We start from the raw sequence: 20,121 nt of genomic DNA on the forward strand, positions 1-20,121 counted from the left end.
TTTTTACCTTCCGGTTTAATGAATAAAAGGGTTTGAGATTGATAGTCTTTTTTGCGCATAATGCACATTATTACGCCCGCGTTTGCGTGCAATTTTCTTTTCACATTTCTTTTGCGGCAGTTTTTCCAGTTTTTTTCTCAGGCGTTCCTCAGCTTCCGCATCATATTTCTTAATGATATCGACAGCATCCGCAAAGCCGACACGGCTTTGCAATACAACTTCTCCGACATCGGTTATTTCACCATCCATGATCGTCGCCGTCCCGCAGTAAGAAAACTTGATATCGTAGTAATGCCCGTCTGTCCGGGCAGCATAAAACTGCGTTTTGTAGCTGTCGCGTCCCGTAAACCATGTCGCAACATTTTGACCGCAGAGCCGGTTGACCTGATAAGCGCCGTCACAGCTTTCTTCGATTGCCGTGAATTTTCGCGGATAGCTTTTTTTATTAAACAGCGATTTGATATAACCGAACATTACGTCTCTTCCTAATGCCGCATCGGATTTGATGCGGTCAGGCGGTTCTGCACAAGACGCACATTATCATCGCTCCGCGCTTTTTCAATTTGCTGCTGCCGCGCACTGTATTCCAGATGTTTGTTATCATGCATGCGGCGGTCGGTTTCTTTATTGTCGTATTTGCGGAGATCGGCTATCGCCTCGGCAAGGCTGAGGCGGCCGCGCACCGTAATCGTATTGCCGTCCATATCTTCGCGATGATAGGCGCATTTTAAGCTATAGCTTTTATCTTTATTACGCTCGGCATAAAATTTGACCGTATATTCCATGCTTTCCCAGCGGACATAAGCCCCCATATCACTAATCTCATGACCTTTCATCCTTTGCGGCAAAGCCGTAATTTTTTCCGGCTCCGCTTTTTTGTTGAACATTTTTTTGACAAAACCAAACATGTTTTTTCCTCTGCTTAAAAAAATTAATGCCCCATCGGGTTGGCAAGTGTCAGGCGCTGCTGTACGCGCCGGACGTTGTTTTTGCCCCGTTTGGGTGCGATATAGCTTTTTTCAAATGCCGCATGATCGCTTGCCGGCAAATGCCCCAGACGGTTTTGTGTTTCGCGGTCATCATGCGCTCTGACAACGCCGATCGCCTCGCTTAGCGGGATTTCACAGCGCAGCATCGCTTTGCCGCTGTCACCGTCATGGTCATTATACTTCACATAGACGTTATATTTCTTGTTTTCAACGCGGCGCGCATAAAGCTGATAGCTATAGGAAAAAGTACTGTAGCGTGTAACATCACGACCGCATAATTCATTGACCTTGTATCCCGGCCCTTTGGAGGGAAGGGAGACAATCGTGCGCGGTGTCGCGTTGCAGTTAAAGATGTCTTTCAAAAAATTCACAATCTTGCTTTCATCTGTTTTAAATCAATGCCCGCGCGGGTTGGAAACCGTCAGTCTTTGCTGGACGCGGCGAACATTATTGCGTTGGCGCGCGGGGTCCACAAACCGTTTTTCAAAAGCGGGATGATCGCTTTTCGGCATATGCCGCACCCGGCGGTAGGTTTCTTTATCATCATAGCTACGGATAATTTCCATTGCCTCGGCAAGCGGCACACTGCAGCGGATCATGGCTTTGCCTTCATCCGATGAGCCGTACCAATATTTGACCATGATGTCGTAATCCATATCCTTTGTGCGTTTGGCATAGATTTGGCAATTATAATCCAAAAAGGAATATGCCGTCACACTCTGCCCGCAGATCTGATTAATATGCCGTCCCTCTACTTGCTGGGGAAGGGATGCAATCGTGCGCGGCATCGCATTGCAGTTAAAGATGTCTTTAAGCCAATTCATAAAGCATTCCGTTTCGGCCGTGTCTCATGTATATTTGTTGTGTTACCATACTATAGAAAGACAGGGCTATTATGTCAATAAAAAACGGGGCTATTTACACCGATTTATCCTTGGACGCACTTGGCGGAATTGCCGCAGCACTGGCGGATTTTGTGCAAAAAGGAGATGTTATTTTACTGGAAGGTAATCTGGGCGTAGGCAAAACGGAATTTGCCCGGATTTTTCTGCGTCATTTGACCGGAAATGACGGGCTGGCCGTGCCAAGCCCGACCTTTACGCTGGTGCAGCAATATGACACGCCGAAAGGCGAAGTGTGGCATTTTGACCTTTACCGGCTGGAAGACCCTCTGGAAGTCGAGGAAATCGGCTGGAATGAGGCTTTAACCCATGGTATTTCCCTGATAGAATGGCCCGACCGCCTTGGCCCTTACTTGCCGGAGGATTATTTGCGTCTGCGCCTTGATTTTTCGGACAAAGGGGAGGATTTGCGCGATATCAGTGTCACGCCCTGCGGCGTATATAAAGACCGCCTAGCAACCAACTGGAAAATATAGTAAAAATGTCAAAAACATCCGATCATATGCCGACACAAGCCGTTATTCTTGCGGCAGGTTTCGGCAAGCGCATGCGCCCTTTAACGGAACACTGCCCGAAACCGCTGCTGGAAGTGGATGGCAGGACGATGCTGGATCGTATCTTCGATGCGCTGGTTGAAGCGGATGTGCGTGATGTGATCGTTAACACGCATTACCTTGCAGAACAGGTAGAAGATTGCTGCCGACGCCGCAAGGATGTGAATATTCGTACCTCCTATGAAACGGAGATACTTGAAACGGGCGGCGGCGTTAAGAAAGTTTTGCAACATATTGATAAAAATCCGTTTTATGTTTTGAACGGCGATGTCATCTGGCAGGATTTTCCCGGTCATGCACCCGCTTTGCAAGGGCTGGCCGGCACATGGAATCCGGAAAAAATGGATCTGCTGTTGATGGTGTATCCGCGTGAAAAGCTACCGGAAGGCAGCGGTTTGCAAGGTGATTACGAGATAGATGATGCGGGCAGGCTGCAGCACAAAATCGGCGGGCCGTATGTATTCGCAGGACCGCGCATTGTTTCCCCGGCATTATTTGACAATACGCCGGAGGGCGCTTTTTCCTTCCTTGACCTGTTTCACAAGGCGCAGAATGCGGGCAGGCTTTACGGTTTTATTCATCAAGGCGCATGGCATCATGCCGGAACACCGGAAGACCTCGCCGCGATCAACGCAATTTACCGCAACCCGCGAAAGATGGCGGCGACATGAGCACAGCCTCCTTCCACGCGATGATTGATATGCAGCGCGGGGCAGGGCGTCTGCCTGTCTTTAACATTCCCGCAGGTGTGTCTTTTGTCGATAGGCTGGCACAAACCATGCTGGACTGGGCGCAGGATGATGCCTTATCCCTGTCGCAATATCTGGTGCTATTGCCCAGCCGCCGCGCCTGCCGCAGTCTGCGCGAGGCTTTTCTGCGCCTGACGGATGGCGCGCCGCTGATCCTGCCGCGCATGCAGCCGATCGGCGATGTCGATGATGAAGGGCTGGATGTCCTGCTATCCGCAACATTGGCCGAACAGCCAGATGCGCCCGCTGATTTTCTGGATATTCCGCCTGCGATTACCCCTTTGCACCGTCAGATATTGCTGGCACGCACCATTCACGCCGCCAAAGGCGGGGCAGGCGGCATCGTACCGTCCTATGAACAGGCGCTTTCCCTTGCGGACGAGCTGGGAAAACTGCTGGATGAGGTGCAGACGGAACATCTCAGCTTTGACGGGTTGCAGGATCTGGTTCAGGAAGAAAAATTCGCGCAGCATTGGCAGTCCACCCTGACATTTCTCAGCATCCTGACCGAACACTGGCCGGATATTCTGGCCGAGCGGGAAATGATCGATCCCGCCGCACGCAGAAACCGTTTGCTGGAGGCACAGGCACAGCTGTGGCAGCAACAGCCGCCGCAGCAAAAACTGGTGATCGCCGGTGTCACGGGCTCCATTCCCGCCGTGCGCGATTTGATCAAAACCGCTGTGGCGCTGCCGGATGCGCTTATGGTTCTGCCCGGATTTGATCCTTTAATGTCCGCAGAAGACTGGCAGCATGTCACGGATGAACATCCGCAATTTTATCTGAAATTATTGCTGGAACATCTGGGTATGCCGGGCAGTGATGTTGCACTTTGGCCCGGAACGGCAGCGGATACGCCGACGGCGCGGCTGATTTCCGAAACAATGCGTCCCGCCGTCACGACAGACCGCTGGCGCGGGCTATCCAATCGCGATATCGATGAAAACGCGCTGGCCCATATCCGCAAAATCGACTGTAAAACCGCGCAGGACGAGGCGCTCGTCATTGCACTTGCCATGCGCGGCGCATTGGAAACGCCGGAGAAAACCGCCGTTCTGATTACGCCTGACCGCAATCTGTCACAGCGCGTCTTGGCCTGTCTGGAGCGCTGGGATATTGCCTGTGACGATTCCGGCGGAACACCGCTGTCGGAAACGCAGGTCGGGCGTTTTTTGCTGCTGGTTGCCGCCGCCGCGCAGGAAAAAGACAGCCCTGTCGCCTTGCTGGCCTGCCTGCGCCACAAGCTGACACATGCCGGTTTAACGCAAGAGGAGATAGATCTCTGGCGCAATTTGCTGGACAGGGAACTGCGCAAACACACGCTGCTGAATATCACAACGCGGCTGGAAGAGCTGGGAGATCACGGTGATCTGCCTTTGCGCGGCTGGCAGCATGTACATGATTGTCTGGAACATTTGCGTCTTCTGACCGGTGGCACGGCACACAGTCTGCCCGCATGGTTTGACGCGCATCTGGCGGCTGCCGAGCAGCTTGCCGCAACGCCGGAGGAGGCGGGAGCGGAGATTTTGTGGCGCGGCGAAGACGGCGAGGCTGCCGCAAGATTTTTGCAGGAAATCGCGGAGTTATCCGGTGACGTGCCGGATTTGAATGATGCGCAATATGTCGCATTGCTGCAAAATTTGATGAAAAACACCGTCATACGCCCGCGCTATAATCTGCATCCGCGTCTTGCTATTCTGGGACAGATGGAGGCACGCCTCTACAGCGCCGATCTGGTCATATTGGGCGGATTGAATGAAGGCGTCTGGCCGCATGACCCCGGCCATGACCCGTGGATGTCGCGCCCGATGCGCAAACAATACGGCTTGCCGCCCGCCGAACGCCGCACGGGAATGGAGGCACATGATTTCGCGCAGGCCGTTTCCGCGCGGGAGGTTATCATTACCCGCGCCCAGAATATCGAAGGCACACCGACCGTGCCTGCACGCTGGCTGCTGCGGATGGAAACCGTCTTGAATGCCGTCGGATTATCATGGCCGGTTCAGCGCGATATTGCGGGATATGCCGAAATTCTCGACAGACCGGAGCAAACGCTGCCTTGTGCGCGTCCCGCGCCGTCGCCGCCGGTTGCCGACAGACCGCGTAAACTATCCGTCACCAAGGTCGAGGCATGGATGCGTGACCCTTACAGCATTTATGCGCGTTACGTTTTAGGTCTGGAGGCACTCGATCCTTTGGAGCGCGACCCCGGTGCCGCGGAACGCGGGCAGATCATGCATAAAATTCTGGAGGATTTCGTGCGTGACCATTGCATGACAGGCGTGCCGGACAATGCTTATGATCTGCTGCTGGAATACGGGCAGCGGGAATTTGAAAATATGCGCCTGCCTGATGATATTTACGTGTTCTGGTGGCCGCGCTTTGAAAGATTGGCCGATGCGCTGGTCCGGCATGAACGCAAATGGCAGCGTGAAGCCGTTCCCGCATTGGTCGAAGCCTATGGCGGGCGTGATTTTGATGCGCCTGCCGGCGTTTTCAGACTTTCGGCACGTGCCGACAGAATCGATACCATGCGTGACGGCAGCGGCGCGGCGATTATCGACTATAAAACCGGTACGGCACCACAGATCGGCGATATCGTCGCCGGATTTTCACCGCAATTGCCGCTGGAGGCTTTACTGGTTGCCGGCACGGCCTTTTCAGGGCTACCGTTATCGGAAACGGCGGAATTGTTGGTCTGGCAGGTTTCAGGCGGGCATCCGCCGTTTCAGGCAAAGAACTATAAGGCTGACGATATTCGCCGCGCCATTGATAATGCCGCGATCGGTTTCCCCGCATTGGTGGCGGCTTTTGATAACCCCGACACACCTTATTACGCCGTGCCTGATCTGGATAAAGCGCCTGCCTATAACGACTATGCGCATCTGGAGCGTCTGGGCGAATGGGGATATGTTGAGAAACTGTAAAAAAAAGTGTAGATTGTACTGATTCTGTAAAAAATAGAGACGGATATCGGAAAGACTTAAGACGTGGCTGGCAAAGACGAGAATAAGAAAAAACCGAAGGATGCCGAAAAAAAGCATGCCGCCAAAGCTTTTGGGGAATCCCATACGCCTCATGACGAGACTTTGGAAGAACAGGCTGCAAAAACCGGCAGCGCCGTCAGCCTTGAACAGTTTAAAAAACGCGCCCGCGACGAGAAAATCCGTCAGGATCACTTTGAAAACCTGTCCGCCTTTATCCAAAACAAGGCGGCACAGATTTCCGCGCATTTTCTGCTGCCCGCCGGATCAAAAGTTGCTGATATGGGCTGCGGTACGGGAGAGATCACCTATGCGCTGGCGCTGCTGAATCCGCGTGTGGAGTTTCTGGGGATTGACCGCGACCCGAAATCCATCGAAACCGCAAAAAAGAATTATGATCTGTCCAATCTGGCCTTCCGCTGCGAAGCCATTGATGTCTCCAGCTTCCGTGACGAAGGGCTGGATGGCATCATCAATTCCAATATTCTGCATCAGGTCTATTCCGAACACGGCTACAGCATGCAATCGGTGACCCAAACGCTGGAAGCGCAGATTAAAAAGCTGAAACCGGGCGGTACGATGCTGATCCGTGATTACATGATGCCGCCGGCAAACGAATTTGCATTGCTGGAATTCCCGTTATCACATAAAAACGGCAAAAACGCCGTCGACATGTCCGATGCGGATTTGCTGATCCGCTTTGCGCAAACGGCACGCCCCTTCGATTCCGCCGGCTGCGAAGGCTTCTTTCTGGAAGAGCTGCATGAATTGCTGCGTGAAGATACGCGTTTGTTCCGTCTGCCGCGCAAATGGGCAATGGAATTCCTGTACCGTAAGGATGAGCGCGTACGCTGGGAAAAAGAGCTGGGACAGGAATATACTTTTTTCACCTATCAGGATTACCGCCGCGAATTTGCCCGCCTTGGCATGCGCATGGTCTATTCCGCGCCTTACTGGAACCCCTGGGTAATGGAGAACCGTTATAACGGTAAATTCCAGCTTTATACCGAAGACGGTAACCCGCTGCCGCCGCCCGCCACCAATTATTTTATTATCGCGCAAAAAGCGGGCGAAAAAGGCAGTCTGCTGTTGGAAGAACGCCGCCCGCTACAGGACAAGCCGTCCCATCTGGATATTGTCACCGTGCGCGATACGCGTAGCGGTGAATTGCATGAAATGGTGCGTGAGCCCGACGCCTATGCCGATATTATTCCCTACCGCCTTACCGAGGACGGGCGGTTGTTGATTTACGTTATCAATGGCGCGCCACGGCCTGTCGTGAATGCCGTGACCCGCGGCAATACCAATCTGGATGGCAAAACATGGTCCGGACATTTAATCGAGCCCATCACCATGTCCGTTGACGAGTTCGGCAGCAATGCCGCCGCTAATAAGCTTGCCATTCTGAAATTTGTGGAAAAACAGATTAACCTGAATCCCCGACCGCATGGCGAGGTCGAAGTCGGCCTGCCGTATTTCCCGTCACCCGACCGCATTGATGAGGCCATTGAGCCCGTCTATGTCGAAGTGCGCGCACCGAAAAAGTCGAGCTGGCGTTATCTGCCGCCGCTACAGGAAGGGGACCCTTCCTATAGCGCCTGGGGAAGGATTTGCGAACTTGAGGCAACGGATATTCTGCATGCCGCACAGGTCGGCGTGCTACCTGATCCGCGGCTTGAAATCCGTGTTTTTGAACTTATGATGCGCCTTGGCCTGCCATTCCCGAAATGGGTCGGCGAGCAAATGCCGACCAGGGGGAAAAAGCGCAGCACAATCATCGCAGAAGACGGCGTCGCAATTCTGGACGCCATCGACAAAAAAACATTCGTGGAAAGCGATGCCGCCGCCGAACATTTGCGGGCGATCCGCTCCGTATTTGTGGAGGAGGGACATACGCAGGGCACAACACGCGGACTGACCTCGCAAAATGTCGAATTCATCGTGACCGATGACGGTATTGAAAATATCGCCATCGTCCTGCCCTTGACTCATAACTGGGATGACGGCTTGCTGGTGGCGCTGGACCCGCAAATGCTGCCCGCACCGCAGCGGATGGGAGCCTCCGGCGCGATGCTGACCGCCCCGAGCTTTGTCCTGCCGAAAGATGTGCGCAATGTGCAGGAAGCCAAAGCCTTTATTGCCAAGAAATTCAATCTGGAACCTGCAGATGTCAAACAACTGGGACAAAGTTACTTCACCCATACCGGTGTAACACCGCAAAGAGTTTACCCTTTTGCCATCATGGCGGATGCCCAAGCCAGCTTACCGCCCCGCTGGAAATATTGCGCCGCAAAACGGGTGTGGATTTTGATGTATTGCTTCGGTTGTTTCAGCGGTGATTTGCTCAAAGGGCTTGCCCGCACACATATGCTGCTGGATCAAGGGCATGGTCTTGCGCCCACCCGCCGTGCGGAACTTGGAAAAACCCGTGATTTCCGTCTGTCGCTGGAAAAAGAAGAGCTCTATCAGGCCGGCATTAACAGCCCGCACCGTATTCCCTCGCGCATTTTGGGTGAAAAAAGCTATCAAGGACATATTCATCTGGATAAAACCAAAACCGTCAATTTGTCGCAGGAGCTGATCAATGCCAGTATTCGCGTTGATGTCGGCGAAAGCCTGACGGCAATTCGCGATGCTTTTGTCTCGCTGACGGAAACAAAAGATGTTCGTGCGCTGGATAAAGATATTCACGGCGTGAAAGAACAGCTGCTGAAAAACAAACCGCTGGCTGCCCCGAAACGCAACGAGCCCGGCAGCGGGCCAAGCGGCGGGTAAGGAGCTGATTGATGACGGCGCAGGGTGTTCCGCAAATTTTTGACCGCAAAACATTGCGCACAAAACGTGACCGTGCTGCGGCACAAGCCGGCGCGCACGACTTCCTGCACCGGCAGACCGCCGAAGCACTTTATGAAAGACTGCTGCCTGTCAAAACGCCGCTGGCCGATCTGTTGGTATGGGGCGGTCATTCCGGCAGGCTGTGCCGGATGCTGGCGGAGAAAGCTGATACCAAAAATATCATCTGGGCCGATTTATCACGAAAATTGCTGCAAAGCCATAATCCGGAAAATTTGCCGCAAAACTGCCGGATTGTTGCGGCGGATGAGGAGTGCGTTCCTTTTCCGCAGCATTGTTTTGATGCCGTTCTCAGCAATCTGACCCTGCACAGCGTCAATGATCTGAAAGGCGCGCTTATTCAAGCGCAGCGTATTTTAAAACCTTCCCGTCCGTTTATGGCGGCGGTTTTCGGCGGCGTAACGCTGGCTGCCTTGCGTCAGGATCTGTTACGTGTTGAAACGGAGCATAACGGCGGTGCCGCACCGCGCATCTTCCCCTTTGCCGATATCCGTGCGATGGGCAATATGATCAAGGCGCTCGGCTTTGCCGAACCTGTGATGGATAGCGAGCGTTTTGACATCAGTTACAGCAGTCTGGAAGATGCTTTGGCCGATCTGCGCGGCATGGGTGAGGGCAATATCCTGACAAACCGCCTGAAAAAGCCGCTGACGCGCAATATGCGCGATATTCTGGCGCAGGATCTGCTGCGCCAAGGCTCTCTCACCGTCGAAGTCGAGATTGTCTATATGATCGGCTGGTCGCCGAGCAGGAAAGGCACTGCCTGAAAGAAGGACTAGTGCAGTCTGAATTCAGCATCGGAGAAAGCAAATTCCTCCGGCTTGATCAGCTCTTTATGTGCCACCACGACAGAATGCAGTTTTCCCTCAATTTCACGCGCCCAGAAATCCAAAAAACGCTTTAATTCGGGAAAACGGGGCGCCAGATCATATTCCTGCCAGATATAACTTTGCAGCAGCATCGGATGATCAGGCAGGTGATACAGAATTTCTGCCGTTGTCAGGCGGTAATCTTGCAATTGGAGCTCAAGGCTTGTCATATTCTTATAACTCCCTATATATTTATCCGTAATTCTTATTATATTCGATTGCTTTTCTATCAATCCTACTAACAATATTACCAAAAAAAACTTTAGAAATCATCTATTTTATGCAGGGAAGGGAGGCAAGAGACTGTTTTTGCAAGAAACTTTTTTAAGGCCAAATATAAAAAAACAGGGCATAAAGCCCTGTTTTTCCTGTACTGTGCCTATATTTTTGTGGGTCTTACTGGCCACGCATTTTGCGTTGAACTTTCATCATCAGACCCGGCATTTTCTTGGCCATGGTCATTTTTCCTTTGATGCCGCCGTCATTGGCTGCGGCTTGAAGCTCTTTCATATCCGCACGGATTTCCTCATCACTGCAAATAGCAACGAAAGCTTTCTTCTGGCCTTCCGGCAGTTTTTCATTCGCCTGTACGATTGCGGCAAAACCATCCATCTGCTCATCAAATGATTTGTCCTGCAATGCGGCAATCTGTGCCTGCTCTTCTTTGCTGAACAGGTTATTTACCATCTCGGACAGTTGTTTCGGATCAAACATGTTTTTATTCCCTCTCATCGTAAAATATTTATGCGAGCCTTTAATCTGTAGCTCCTCTAAAAACCTGAAGTTAACATATCATTAATATTTTACTATGTCAAATAAAAAGCACGGAAAGTCCGGGCAAGAAAAAGCGGGATGCCCGAAAGCATCCCGCTTAATCTGTTCAATCCTTAGATATTAAGGATTAAAGGCCGAATTTCTGACGCATTTTCATGGCCAGCTGCATGCCTTTTTGCATCAGCTGCGGCTGCGACAGTTTGCCTTCTTGTGCAGCTTCTTCGATGTCCTTCATATCCTGACGGATTTCGGGGTCGCGAATAGCTTGCGCCATAACTTTACCTTGCGGGATTTTCGCGTTGTTTTCGAAAATCTCAGCCAGACCGTCCATTTTTTCTTCAAACGGTTTGCTTTCCAGTTCGACGAGTTTTTGTTGCTCTTCTTTGCTGAAAAGCTGGTTAAACAGTTTTCTCATATCTCCGGGATTCATAGCGGCTCCTCCTTAAAAATGGGCTGTGGTTTCGTTTTATTTTCCTTATTTTGGAGGGCAGATTAGCATATGGCATAATCACCCGCAAGGATAAAACATAAAATAATTTGATAAGGAGGGCACAGGAATTCTAAGACGCGTTGCTGGCAGCATCGGGAAGGGCGTGAGCGGAAACGGTTTCCGCCTCCAGATGGCGGTTTTGCGCCGCGGTTACAAAAAGCTGTGCCGCGCCACTATAGGCCGCATCCGGTGCAAGCGTTTCGGCAACCAGTTTCTGCACATTGTCACTGTTTTCACCCGCGGCATTATGCGCGATGGCTTTTTTGATATGCACGGTATGTGCAATCAGTTCCGCGCCGCCCATCTCAAGACATTTTGCCGCATAGACCTGCTTGATCGTCTCTTGTTCGACAATGAAGAAAATATCGTATTTCAGGGCAGGGGGCATATGTTTGGTCAAAGACAGCAAAACATCCACATCGGCGCAGCGCAGATACTGGGCGCGGTCAGCCTGCAGCCAAGCCTGTAAATACGCACCGGCAGAAGACAGATCCCGGCTTTCCGCCTGCTGCTTGCCCGAGGCCACGTAATCATCCAGAAAACGGCCGCCGTCAATCACCATCCGGTGTGCGTCCTCCAGCAGTTTATCAAAACGGATATAATTCACGCCGCGGAAACGGTAGCCGTCGAACTCTTTATAAAAAGGACCACGGTCAAGCGCGATAATATTTCCGAATTGATAACGCGCGGTCTGTTCCGATGTCTTCAGCGCTGCGCAAAAACGGATATATACACCGGCAATATCTTCCGCAGACAGGTGCTCCAGCATCGGATGTGCCAGTTCTCCCACATCACTTCCCGCACCGTCCATTGCAGGCTGGGGCAGACCGATTCCCTTAAAGCCTTCCTGAAGCGCCGCAGCAAGCGCTGTATCATCATCCTCCGCCGCCAATAATGCCTTGTCCAGCAGCAACTCCAGTGACAGGCGGTACATTTGTGTCGCCGTCAAAAAATGCGCCAGCCGTGCCTGTGCCGTTTCACCGGCACCGATATCCCAGATATTGAAATATTTATCGGAGACCAATATGTCCGCAGCAGAGCCGATAGTGCTCTGAATATTCTGCGCATCCGCATGGACGGGGATGGGCATTGTCAAAGGAGTGCGGTCATGCCGTCTGCCGCTGCCCTCCAAAAATTCACCAAGTGTAAAATAATAAGACATGTGCTTCTTAAATCTTTTGTTTTGTGGTTTCTTTATCTCCGCACGCCGGTCCTCATAATATGCTAGGCGAAAGCCTTACGATATTGTACCCTTGAAAATAGAAGAATATCAAACAGAACATCAGTTTTCTAGAATATGAGCGGTTCCGGCTTTTTCATCGATAAAACACTGACGGCGGAGACAACAAGCAAATTCTCCACGCGTTCCCGTTTTCTTATTGTTGCGGCAATCAGCATCCTCTATGGCGTGATTGCTCTTGCGATTGCCGCATTTTTTCTGAATATGAGCAGCCACTCCCTGATGGGGGTGACCGCTGTCTATATTTATGGAATTCTCGGCGGGTTGGCGATTTTGATGCTGAAACGCATTTTTGCCCGCGCCGAACAAAACCGCCAGATTCTGTTCGATGTTCTTGATCGTAGCCCGGATGCCCAGGCGATCACGGATCGTGACGGCAATATTCTTTACGCCAACCAGACATGGAAAAATCTGTACGGGGAAAAAGACGTTCTGGCTTATCAGGATGTTGCGGATATTTTCTTTCGTCCTCACAAGCTGCGTCAAACCCTGCAGGCCTATTTCACCAAACATGACGGCACACCGCCCGCGCAACAGGATTTTTCCTTTGTCGGGCGTGCAACGGATAATACCCGCTGGCTGAAGGTGATTGTTCACCCGATTACGGACTGGCCCGATCATAACCAGTGGTTTGTGCATGACGTCACCCATGAATATCAGGAACAGCAGGTTTCCGAAGAACAGTATCAGGAAATGAAAAGCCTGTTCTCCCATCTGCCTGCGGGGCTGTGCATTACGAATGAAGATGGAATTATTATTCAAATAAACAATAAGTTAAATGATTTTCTTAATGTTATAGACAAAAAAGTAAAGTTCCATGATCTCTTTGTCACGCCGCCCGAGGATAAAAGCGCACCATATTCTTTGTTTAAAGACGGCCGCAAAATCCAGTCCGGCCATTACAAGATAAAATCCGACAGCGGCGCGGAAAAACATGTCTTTTTGCTGCATTGCATTGTGCCGCAGAAAAACGGCGCCATACGCGGTTATACCGTCTTTTACGACCCGGCAGAGCAGACGGTCGCGCGGAAGCAGGGAAATGCCGAAAAACTGGCCGAGGATATCGGGGGCTATTTTCAGGAACTGTTTACAGCGGCACCTCTGGGGATGTGTACGGTTACCGCCGATCTGGAAATCACGCATTGCAACAGCGCCTTTACGCATCTGTCCGGGCGTGAGAACTGTCTGAACATGGCGCTGTCCTCCTTTGTGGTCAAAGATCAGCAGAGCCTGCTGCAGCAATGGATTGGACAGATTGCCGAAACGGACGGACGGGAGAATGCGCACGCCCTTGAAATCGGCTTTTTGCAGGAGAAGGGGCAATTGCCTGTCTGTGTTTATGCGCATAAAATCACGGAAAACGAGCTGGCGCTCTGTTTTGTCGATTTGACGCAACAGAAAAATCTGGAGCAGCAATTCAGCCAATCGCAAAAGATGCAGGCTGTCGGCCAGCTTGCCGGCGGTATTGCACATGACTTCAACAATCTTTTGACAGCGATGATCGGTTTCTGTGATCTGCTGCTGCTGCGCCATAAACCGGGTGATCCGTCCTTTGCCGATATTATGCAGATCAAACAGAATGCCAATCGCGCCTCCAATCTTGTCCGGCAATTGCTGGCGTTTTCGCGCCAGCAGACCCTGCAGCCGAAAGTGCTGGATTTGACGGATGTGCTCAGCGATTTGTCGCATCTGTTGCAGCGTCTGATCGGTGCCACAATCCAGATGAATATTAAACACGGCCAGAACCTTTGGTCGGTGAAATGTGATGAAGGGCAGCTGGAGCAGGTCTTGATCAATCTGGCTGTTAATGCGCGCGATGCCATGTCCGGCGGCGGTACGCTGGACATTATCACGGAAAACTACAGCAATGGCAAAATGGAAAGCCTGGGCGAGGATGAATTCCTGCCGGTCGGGGACTGGGTGCTGATCAAAGTCCGCGACACCGGTACCGGTATACCGCCTGATGTTATGCGCCGGATTTTCGAGCCGTTTTTCTCGACCAAGGAAATCGGTTCCGGAACGGGACTGGGACTATCAACGGTTCACGGAATTGTACACCAGACCGGCGGTTACTTGAGCGTCGACAGCGTTGTCAATGAAGGCACGACCTTCACGATTTATCTGCCGCGCCACCAGATTCAGGACAAAGGCGACAGCGCCGAGAAAGCCGAAGCCGAGAAACCCGTTAAAGACGAGGCCTCTGAAGATTTGACAGGAAGTGCAGCTATCCTGCTGGTCGAAGATGAAGATGCCGTGCGGACTTTCAGCTCCCGCGCGCTCAGCAACAAAGGCTATAAAATCGTTGATGCCCCGCATGGCGAAGCCGCGCTGGAGCTGTTGGAAAATATGAAGATCGATATCGAATTGCTGGTGACCGATGTCATTATGCCGGAAATGGACGGCCCGACACTGGCGAAACATTTGCGGCGGCTTTATCCGAAGCTGAAAATCATCTTTATGTCCGGCTATTCCGAGGACCGTTTTAAAGAGGAATTCGGCAAAAATACGCATTTCCTGCAAAAGCCGTTCACGCTGCAGCAGCTGGCGAAAAAGGTAAAAGACGTGCTGGAAGAATAGTGCGGCTGCCGCCTTAAAAAAATCCCTTGCATTTTTTTGGAAACAGGCGTATTTTCGCCTTAAGTTTTATACGTCATGTATAAAGCCTATCTCCTGAAATTGACTGCTGGATTTTGGAGGTGAGCTTCTCGAAAGCTCGCCCTTCACGCTTGGCACATTCAGGATTTAAACAATATGTTTGGAATAAAGATGAAAACGACACCGCTTGAAAAACGCATTGCCCGCATCGTTGAGCCCGTTCTGGAAGATATGGGATTTGAACTGGTGCGCGTCCGCCTGATTGGCGGTATGCATAACCCGACCCTGCAAATCATGGCCGAACCGCAGGCGGAAGACGGTATTATGGGTGTTGAGGATTGCGCGGATATCAGCCATGCGCTCTCCGCCGTACTGGATGTCGAGGATCCGATTGAAAACCGCTATACGCTGGAAGTCAGCAGTCCGGGGCTGGATCGCCCGCTGACACGCCCGAAAGATTTTCTGCGCAGTACCGGTCTGGAGGCACGGATCGAGCTTGATCCGCCTTTTGAAGGCCGCAGACGTTTCAAGGGCCGCATTATGGCGGCAAATGACAAGGAATTCACATTGGAAACGGAAGAGGGCGAAAATCTGGAGATTGATTTTGCCGCCGTTTCCCGCGCAAAACTGGTTCTGACGGATGAATTGCTGGCAATGGCAAAACAGCAGCAGGAAGCCGCACAAACAGAAAAACAACAAGACGAAACACAATAAACAAACCAACGCAAACAATAAGCAAAAGAGGACGAAAATGGAAATATTACAGGTTGCAGACGCCGTTGCGCGTGAAAAAGGCATTGAGCAGGAAGTTGTTCTGGCCGCAATGGAAGAGGCCATTCAAAAGGCAGGACGTTCCAAATACGGCCATGAATTCGACATTCGCGTGACCATTGACCGTCAAAACGGCGATATCAAACTGTTCCGTTATCAGGAGGTCATCGAAGATGATGCCGAAATGGAAAGCGAAAGCGCCCAGATTTTCCTGAAAGACGCTCTTGTTACGCATCCTGACATTAAAGTCGGCGAGTTCATCATCGAACCGCTGCCGCCGCTGGATTTTGGCCGCGTTGCTGCGCAAACCGCGCGTCAGGTCATTATGCAGAAAGTCCGCGAAGCAGAGCGCGAGCGTCAGTTCGAAGAATACAAAGACCGTGTTGCCGAAATCGTCAACGGTGTCGTCAAACGTGTGGAATACGGTAATGTGACCGTTGATCTGGGACGTGCCGAGGGTTATATCCGCCGCGACGAAACCCTCCCGCGCGAACATTTCAAAAACGGTGACCGCGTCCGCGCCTATATCTATGAAGTCCGTCAGGAACAGCGCGGCCCGCAGATTTTCCTGTCCCGTACGCATCCGGCTTTCATGGCGAAACTGTTCCAGCAGGAAGTGCCGGAAATCTATGACGGTGTCATTGAAATCAAAGCCGTTGCCCGTGATCCGGGTAGCCGTGCCAAAATCGCGGTACTGTCCTATGATAACTCGATTGACCCGGTCGGTGCCTGCGTCGGTATGCGCGGAAGCCGCGTACAGGCGGTTGTAAACGAGCTGCAAGGTGAAAAAATCGACATCATTCCCTGGACGGAAGATGTCGCGTCCTTCGTTGTCAGCGCACTTGCGCCTGCACAGGTCGCAAAAGTCGTTCTGGACGAAGATACCCACCGCATGGATGTGGTTGTTCCCGATGAACAGCTTAGCCTTGCCATTGGCCGCCGCGGCCAGAATGTCCGTCTTGCCTCCATTCTTAGCGGATGGGACATCGACATTATGACCGAGGCTGAAGAGTCCGAGCGCCGCAATGCCGAGTTTAAAACACGCTCCGCTCTGTTCATGGAAGCGCTGGATGTGGATGAAGTGATTGCGCATCTGCTGGTTATTGAAGGCTTCTCGACGATTGAGGAAATAGCGGAAACCGACATTAACGAACTGGCCCGCATTGAAGGCTTTGACGAAGATGTTGCTGCCGAGCTGCAAAACCGTGCGCAAATCTATATCACGCAGAAAGCGGAAGAGTTTGAAAAGAGCTGCAAAAAGCTGAAAATCGCTGAAGATTTGATCGGCGCACAAGGCTTGACGCGCGAAATGATCATCACATTGGCCGAAAACGGGATCAAAACGCTGGAAGATCTGGCAGATCTGGCCTCGGATGAATTCATCGAATATATCGGTGAGGAAAAAACCGATCAGGATCATGCGAATACCGTCATCATGGACGCACGGAAAGCTGCCGGATGGTTCGCTGATGAGGAAGAAGAGGCTGCGGCGGAAGAAGGCGAAGACTCCGCTCTGCTTGAGGATGCACCGCAAGAAGCATCCGGCGCCGCATAAGCCGGCCCGTAAAACTGCCGTTTTCCGCCCTGTTTGCAAAAGGACGGGGCGGGAACGGTTCAGATTATTTACTGGTTTTTGACGATGAAATGGTGTAGTGCTATAAAACTGAAATCCGGTTTTTCCGCATAAAACGGGGAACGGATGAAAAAAGAATGAAGTATTTTAAGGATTTGGATTGCTGATGGCTGCTGAAAGCAAGGAAAAAGAACGCAAGAAACTAAGCCTGTCTGACAAAGGGACGCTGAGCCTCAAAACCACGCCCCAGGCTCTGCAGGATAAAACATCCGCGCCCGCGAGAGGCGTGGCGGTGGAGGTGCGGCGTAAGCGTACTGCAGGAGGCGCGTCGCAATCCGACCAGAATGAACAAAAAGATCATCACCTGACCGATGAAGAGCGTGAAGCCCGCCTGAAAGCATTGCAGGGTGCCGATAAAAAGGACGCCTCCGAAGAAGCCGCTGAAAGCGCTTTACCCAAGCCGCCGCCGATTGCCGAAGCGGCCCGCAAGAAGCAGGAAGACGACCGCCGCCGTCAGGAGGCGCAGGAAGCGCGTGAAAAAGCCGCGCTTGAAAAGCAACAAGCCGAAGAGGCAGCCGTCGCACCGAAATCGGAGGCTGAACGCATTGCCGAGCAGCAGGCTGCCGAAACAACACTTGACCGCAAGGCCACAGGACGTAAAACCGCCGGCTACCGTGTTGAGGAAGAGGCAAAAGAAACCGATGAAAGCCGTGAAAAGAAAAAACTGGCTGCACCGGTCAAACGCAATGACCGCCGCCGTGATACCGGCCGTTTGACGGTCACGCAGGCACTGAATAAGGACTTTGACGGTACCGACCGTATGCCCAGCCTTGCCGCACAGCGCCGTGCCCGTGAAAAAGAACGGATGCGGATGAAGGCTGAAAAGCAAAAAATCGAACATACCAAACAGGTGCGCGAAGTCACCATTCCCGAAGCCATCACGGTGCAGGAACTGGCGAACCGTATGGCCGAACGCGTTGGTGATGTCGTCAAGAAACTCATGGAAATGGGTGTCATGGCCACAGCCAACCAGCCGATTGATACGGATACGGCAGAACTGATTGTCGAAGAATTCGGTCACCAAAGCAAACGTGTTTCGGAATCCGATGTTGAAGAAGGCCTGATGGGTGAAGAAGATGATCCGGCAACGCTGAAACCGCGCCCTCCGGTTGTGACAATCATGGGGCATGTCGATCACGGTAAAACCTCTTTGCTGGATGCCATCCGCGAGGCTGATATCGCCGTACATGAAGCCGGCGGCATTACCCAGCATATCGGTGCCTATCAGATTACGATGGACGGCAAACAAAAAATCACCTTCCTTGATACGCCCGGCCACGCCGCCTTTACCGAAATGCGTGCACGCGGTGCGGATGTGACGGATCTGGTTGTGCTGGTCGTTGCCGCCAATGACGGTATCAAACCGCAGACGATTGAAGCGATCAGCCACGCGAAAGCGGCAGGAAAGCCGATTATTGTCGCGGTCAACAAATGCGATCTTGAAGATGCCGATCCCGACAAAGTCCGGCAGGAATTGTTGCAATATGAAGTTCAGGTAGAATCTTTCGGCGGTGAAATCCAGTGTATCGAAGTCTCCGCGAAGACCAAACAAGGCCTGAAAGAGCTCGAAGAAGCCATTCTGCTGCAATCTGAAATACTGGAGCTGAAAGCCAATCCCGACCGTTTGGCCGTCGGTGCAGTGGTTGAATCCAAACTGGAGCAGGGACGTGGTCCCGTTGCAACAGTTCTGATTCAGCGCGGCACGCTGAAAGTCGGTGATATTTTCGTTTCCGGTCCCGAATGGGGGAAAGTCCGCGCTCTGACCAATGATCACGGCAAAAAACTGAAAAAAGGCGTCCCCGGTCAGCCTGTCGAAGTACAGGGGCTGAACGGTTTGCCGAATGCCGGTGACGATTTTGCCGTTGTGCAAAGTGAAAGCCGCGCCCGTGAAATTGCCGAATTCCGTACACGCCGCAACCGTGCCTTGGCGATCGCCAAGACCAACCGGACGGGGCTGGAGCATCTGATGCACCATATGGAGAAAGGCAATGTCAAAGAGCTGAATGTCGTCATCAAAGCCGATGTACACGGTTCGGTCGAGGCCATTATGGGCTCGCTTACGAAACTGACGGAGGACAATCAGGAAGTCCGCGTGAACATCCTGCACGGCGCAGCCGGCGGTATTACCGAATCCGATGTCACGCTTGCCCATGCTTCGGATGCACTGATTCTCGGCTTTAATGTCCGCGCCAATGCGCAGGCACGGGAGCTGGCGCGCAAAGAAGGCGTAGAAATTCGTTATTATTCGATTATTTATGAAGCAATTGACGATATCAAAGCCCTGTTGAGCGGTCTGTTGTCACCGGAAATTCGCGAAAGCCAGATCGGTTACGCCCAGATTCGTCAGGTCTTCCAAGTCAGCAAAGTCGGTAAAGTCGCCGGTTGTATGGTCACGGAAGGTATCGTCAAACGCGGTGCGGGCGTCCGCCTGCTGCGCGATGATGTCGTTGTCCATGAAGGCAAGCTGAAAACGCTGCGCCGCTTCAAAGACGAAGTCAAAGAAGTGCGTGAAGGTTACGAATGCGGTATGGCGTTCGAGAACTATGACGACATGAAAGAAGGCGACGTCATCGAAGTGTTTGAAAAAACCGAACATGCGCGCGAGCTGGAATAATCAGCTTTCTTAACTTTTCTTTTCATAAAAATCAACATGTTACGGGCAGGTTGAAAAAAACTGCTTGCGCATAATTTTCATTTTGCGCCATAATCACATGTTGG

The 20,121-nt window shown here is 52.0% G+C and carries 17 protein-coding genes; 9 read left to right on the forward strand and 8 right to left on the reverse strand.

Annotated features, from left to right (window positions below; all coding sequences use genetic code 11):
- Nucleotides 1-15: 15 nt before the first annotated feature.
- Genes HND56_06280 through HND56_06295 form a run of 4 tightly spaced genes read right to left on the reverse strand, consistent with a single transcriptional unit; the run spans nucleotide 16 to nucleotide 1,813 of the window.
- Nucleotides 16-474, reverse strand: a complete 459-nt coding sequence (locus tag HND56_06280; GenBank protein ID QKK05313.1) for a hypothetical protein — start codon at nucleotides 472-474, stop codon at nucleotides 16-18.
- 11 nt (nucleotides 475-485) lie between these two features.
- Complete coding sequence (locus HND56_06285; GenBank protein QKK05314.1) at nucleotides 486-908, reverse strand: hypothetical protein; 423 nt, start codon at nucleotides 906-908, stop codon at nucleotides 486-488.
- A 23-nt stretch (nucleotides 909-931) separates the two neighbouring features.
- Nucleotides 932-1,360, reverse strand: a complete 429-nt coding sequence (locus HND56_06290) for a hypothetical protein (protein QKK05315.1) — start codon at nucleotides 1,358-1,360, stop codon at nucleotides 932-934.
- A 24-nt stretch (nucleotides 1,361-1,384) separates the two neighbouring features.
- The gene (locus HND56_06295) at nucleotides 1,385-1,813 is read right to left on the reverse strand and encodes a hypothetical protein (protein ID QKK05316.1); all 429 of its coding nucleotides are present in this window, start codon (nucleotides 1,811-1,813) and stop codon (nucleotides 1,385-1,387) included.
- Between the two features lie 71 nt (nucleotides 1,814-1,884).
- On the opposite strand from HND56_06295, the gene tsaE reads away from it, so the two are divergent.
- The 5 genes from tsaE to HND56_06320 all read left to right on the forward strand — a co-directional run bounded on the left by tsaE (nucleotide 1,885) and on the right by HND56_06320 (nucleotide 9,798).
- Nucleotides 1,885-2,367, forward strand: coding sequence for a tRNA (adenosine(37)-N6)-threonylcarbamoyltransferase complex ATPase subunit type 1 TsaE (gene tsaE / locus HND56_06300; GenBank protein QKK05317.1), 483 nt, complete (start codon nucleotides 1,885-1,887; stop codon nucleotides 2,365-2,367).
- Nucleotides 2,368-2,372: 5 nt separating this feature from the next.
- A complete protein-coding gene (locus tag HND56_06305) occupies nucleotides 2,373-3,116 on the forward strand; it encodes a nucleotidyltransferase family protein (protein ID QKK05318.1) in 744 nt (247 codons plus the stop codon).
- Nucleotides 3,113-6,121: a double-strand break repair protein AddB gene (addB, locus tag HND56_06310; GenBank protein ID QKK05319.1), complete on the forward strand. Its 3,009-nt coding sequence runs from the start codon at nucleotides 3,113-3,115 to the stop codon at nucleotides 6,119-6,121. Before HND56_06305 ends, addB begins: the two co-directional genes overlap by 4 nt.
- A 63-nt stretch (nucleotides 6,122-6,184) precedes the next feature.
- The gene (locus tag HND56_06315) at nucleotides 6,185-8,953 is read left to right on the forward strand and encodes a methyltransferase domain-containing protein (protein ID QKK05320.1); all 2,769 of its coding nucleotides are present in this window, start codon (nucleotides 6,185-6,187) and stop codon (nucleotides 8,951-8,953) included.
- A gap of 11 nt (nucleotides 8,954-8,964) precedes the next feature.
- On the forward strand, nucleotides 8,965-9,798 hold the full coding sequence (locus HND56_06320; GenBank protein QKK05321.1) for a methyltransferase domain-containing protein: 834 nt from the start codon (nucleotides 8,965-8,967) through the stop codon (nucleotides 9,796-9,798).
- A gap of 8 nt (nucleotides 9,799-9,806) precedes the next feature.
- On the opposite strand, the gene HND56_06325 is transcribed toward HND56_06320, so the two are convergent.
- The 4 genes from HND56_06325 to HND56_06340 form a co-directional block, all read right to left on the reverse strand.
- Complete coding sequence (locus tag HND56_06325) at nucleotides 9,807-10,070, reverse strand: hypothetical protein (protein ID QKK05322.1); 264 nt, start codon at nucleotides 10,068-10,070, stop codon at nucleotides 9,807-9,809.
- Nucleotides 10,071-10,296: 226 nt separating this feature from the next.
- On the reverse strand, nucleotides 10,297-10,614 hold the full coding sequence (locus HND56_06330) for a hypothetical protein (protein ID QKK05323.1): 318 nt from the start codon (nucleotides 10,612-10,614) through the stop codon (nucleotides 10,297-10,299).
- 187 nt (nucleotides 10,615-10,801) lie between these two features.
- The gene (locus HND56_06335; protein ID QKK05324.1) at nucleotides 10,802-11,104 is read right to left on the reverse strand and encodes a hypothetical protein; all 303 of its coding nucleotides are present in this window, start codon (nucleotides 11,102-11,104) and stop codon (nucleotides 10,802-10,804) included.
- A 130-nt stretch (nucleotides 11,105-11,234) separates the two neighbouring features.
- Nucleotides 11,235-12,326, reverse strand: a complete 1,092-nt coding sequence (locus HND56_06340; protein ID QKK05325.1) for a hypothetical protein — start codon at nucleotides 12,324-12,326, stop codon at nucleotides 11,235-11,237.
- Nucleotides 12,327-12,461: 135 nt separating this feature from the next.
- Between HND56_06340 and HND56_06345 the strand changes: the two genes are divergently transcribed.
- From HND56_06345 to infB, 4 genes are all read left to right on the forward strand, one after another.
- Nucleotides 12,462-14,981, forward strand: coding sequence for a response regulator (locus tag HND56_06345; protein QKK05326.1), 2,520 nt, complete (start codon nucleotides 12,462-12,464; stop codon nucleotides 14,979-14,981).
- Nucleotides 14,982-15,170: 189 nt separating this feature from the next.
- On the forward strand, nucleotides 15,171-15,713 hold the full coding sequence (gene rimP / locus HND56_06350) for a ribosome maturation factor RimP (GenBank protein ID QKK06581.1): 543 nt from the start codon (nucleotides 15,171-15,173) through the stop codon (nucleotides 15,711-15,713).
- 37 nt (nucleotides 15,714-15,750) lie between these two features.
- Nucleotides 15,751-17,325, forward strand: a complete 1,575-nt coding sequence (gene nusA, locus HND56_06355; protein ID QKK05327.1) for a transcription termination/antitermination protein NusA — start codon at nucleotides 15,751-15,753, stop codon at nucleotides 17,323-17,325.
- Between the two features lie 184 nt (nucleotides 17,326-17,509).
- On the forward strand, nucleotides 17,510-20,017 hold the full coding sequence (gene infB / locus HND56_06360; GenBank protein ID QKK05328.1) for a translation initiation factor IF-2: 2,508 nt from the start codon (nucleotides 17,510-17,512) through the stop codon (nucleotides 20,015-20,017).
- The last annotated feature ends 104 nt before the right edge of the window (nucleotides 20,018-20,121 follow it).

The organism is Pseudomonadota bacterium (assembly GCA_013285465.1).
In the GTDB taxonomy this organism is placed as follows: Bacteria; Pseudomonadota; Alphaproteobacteria; order Micavibrionales; family CSBR16-224; genus CSBR16-224.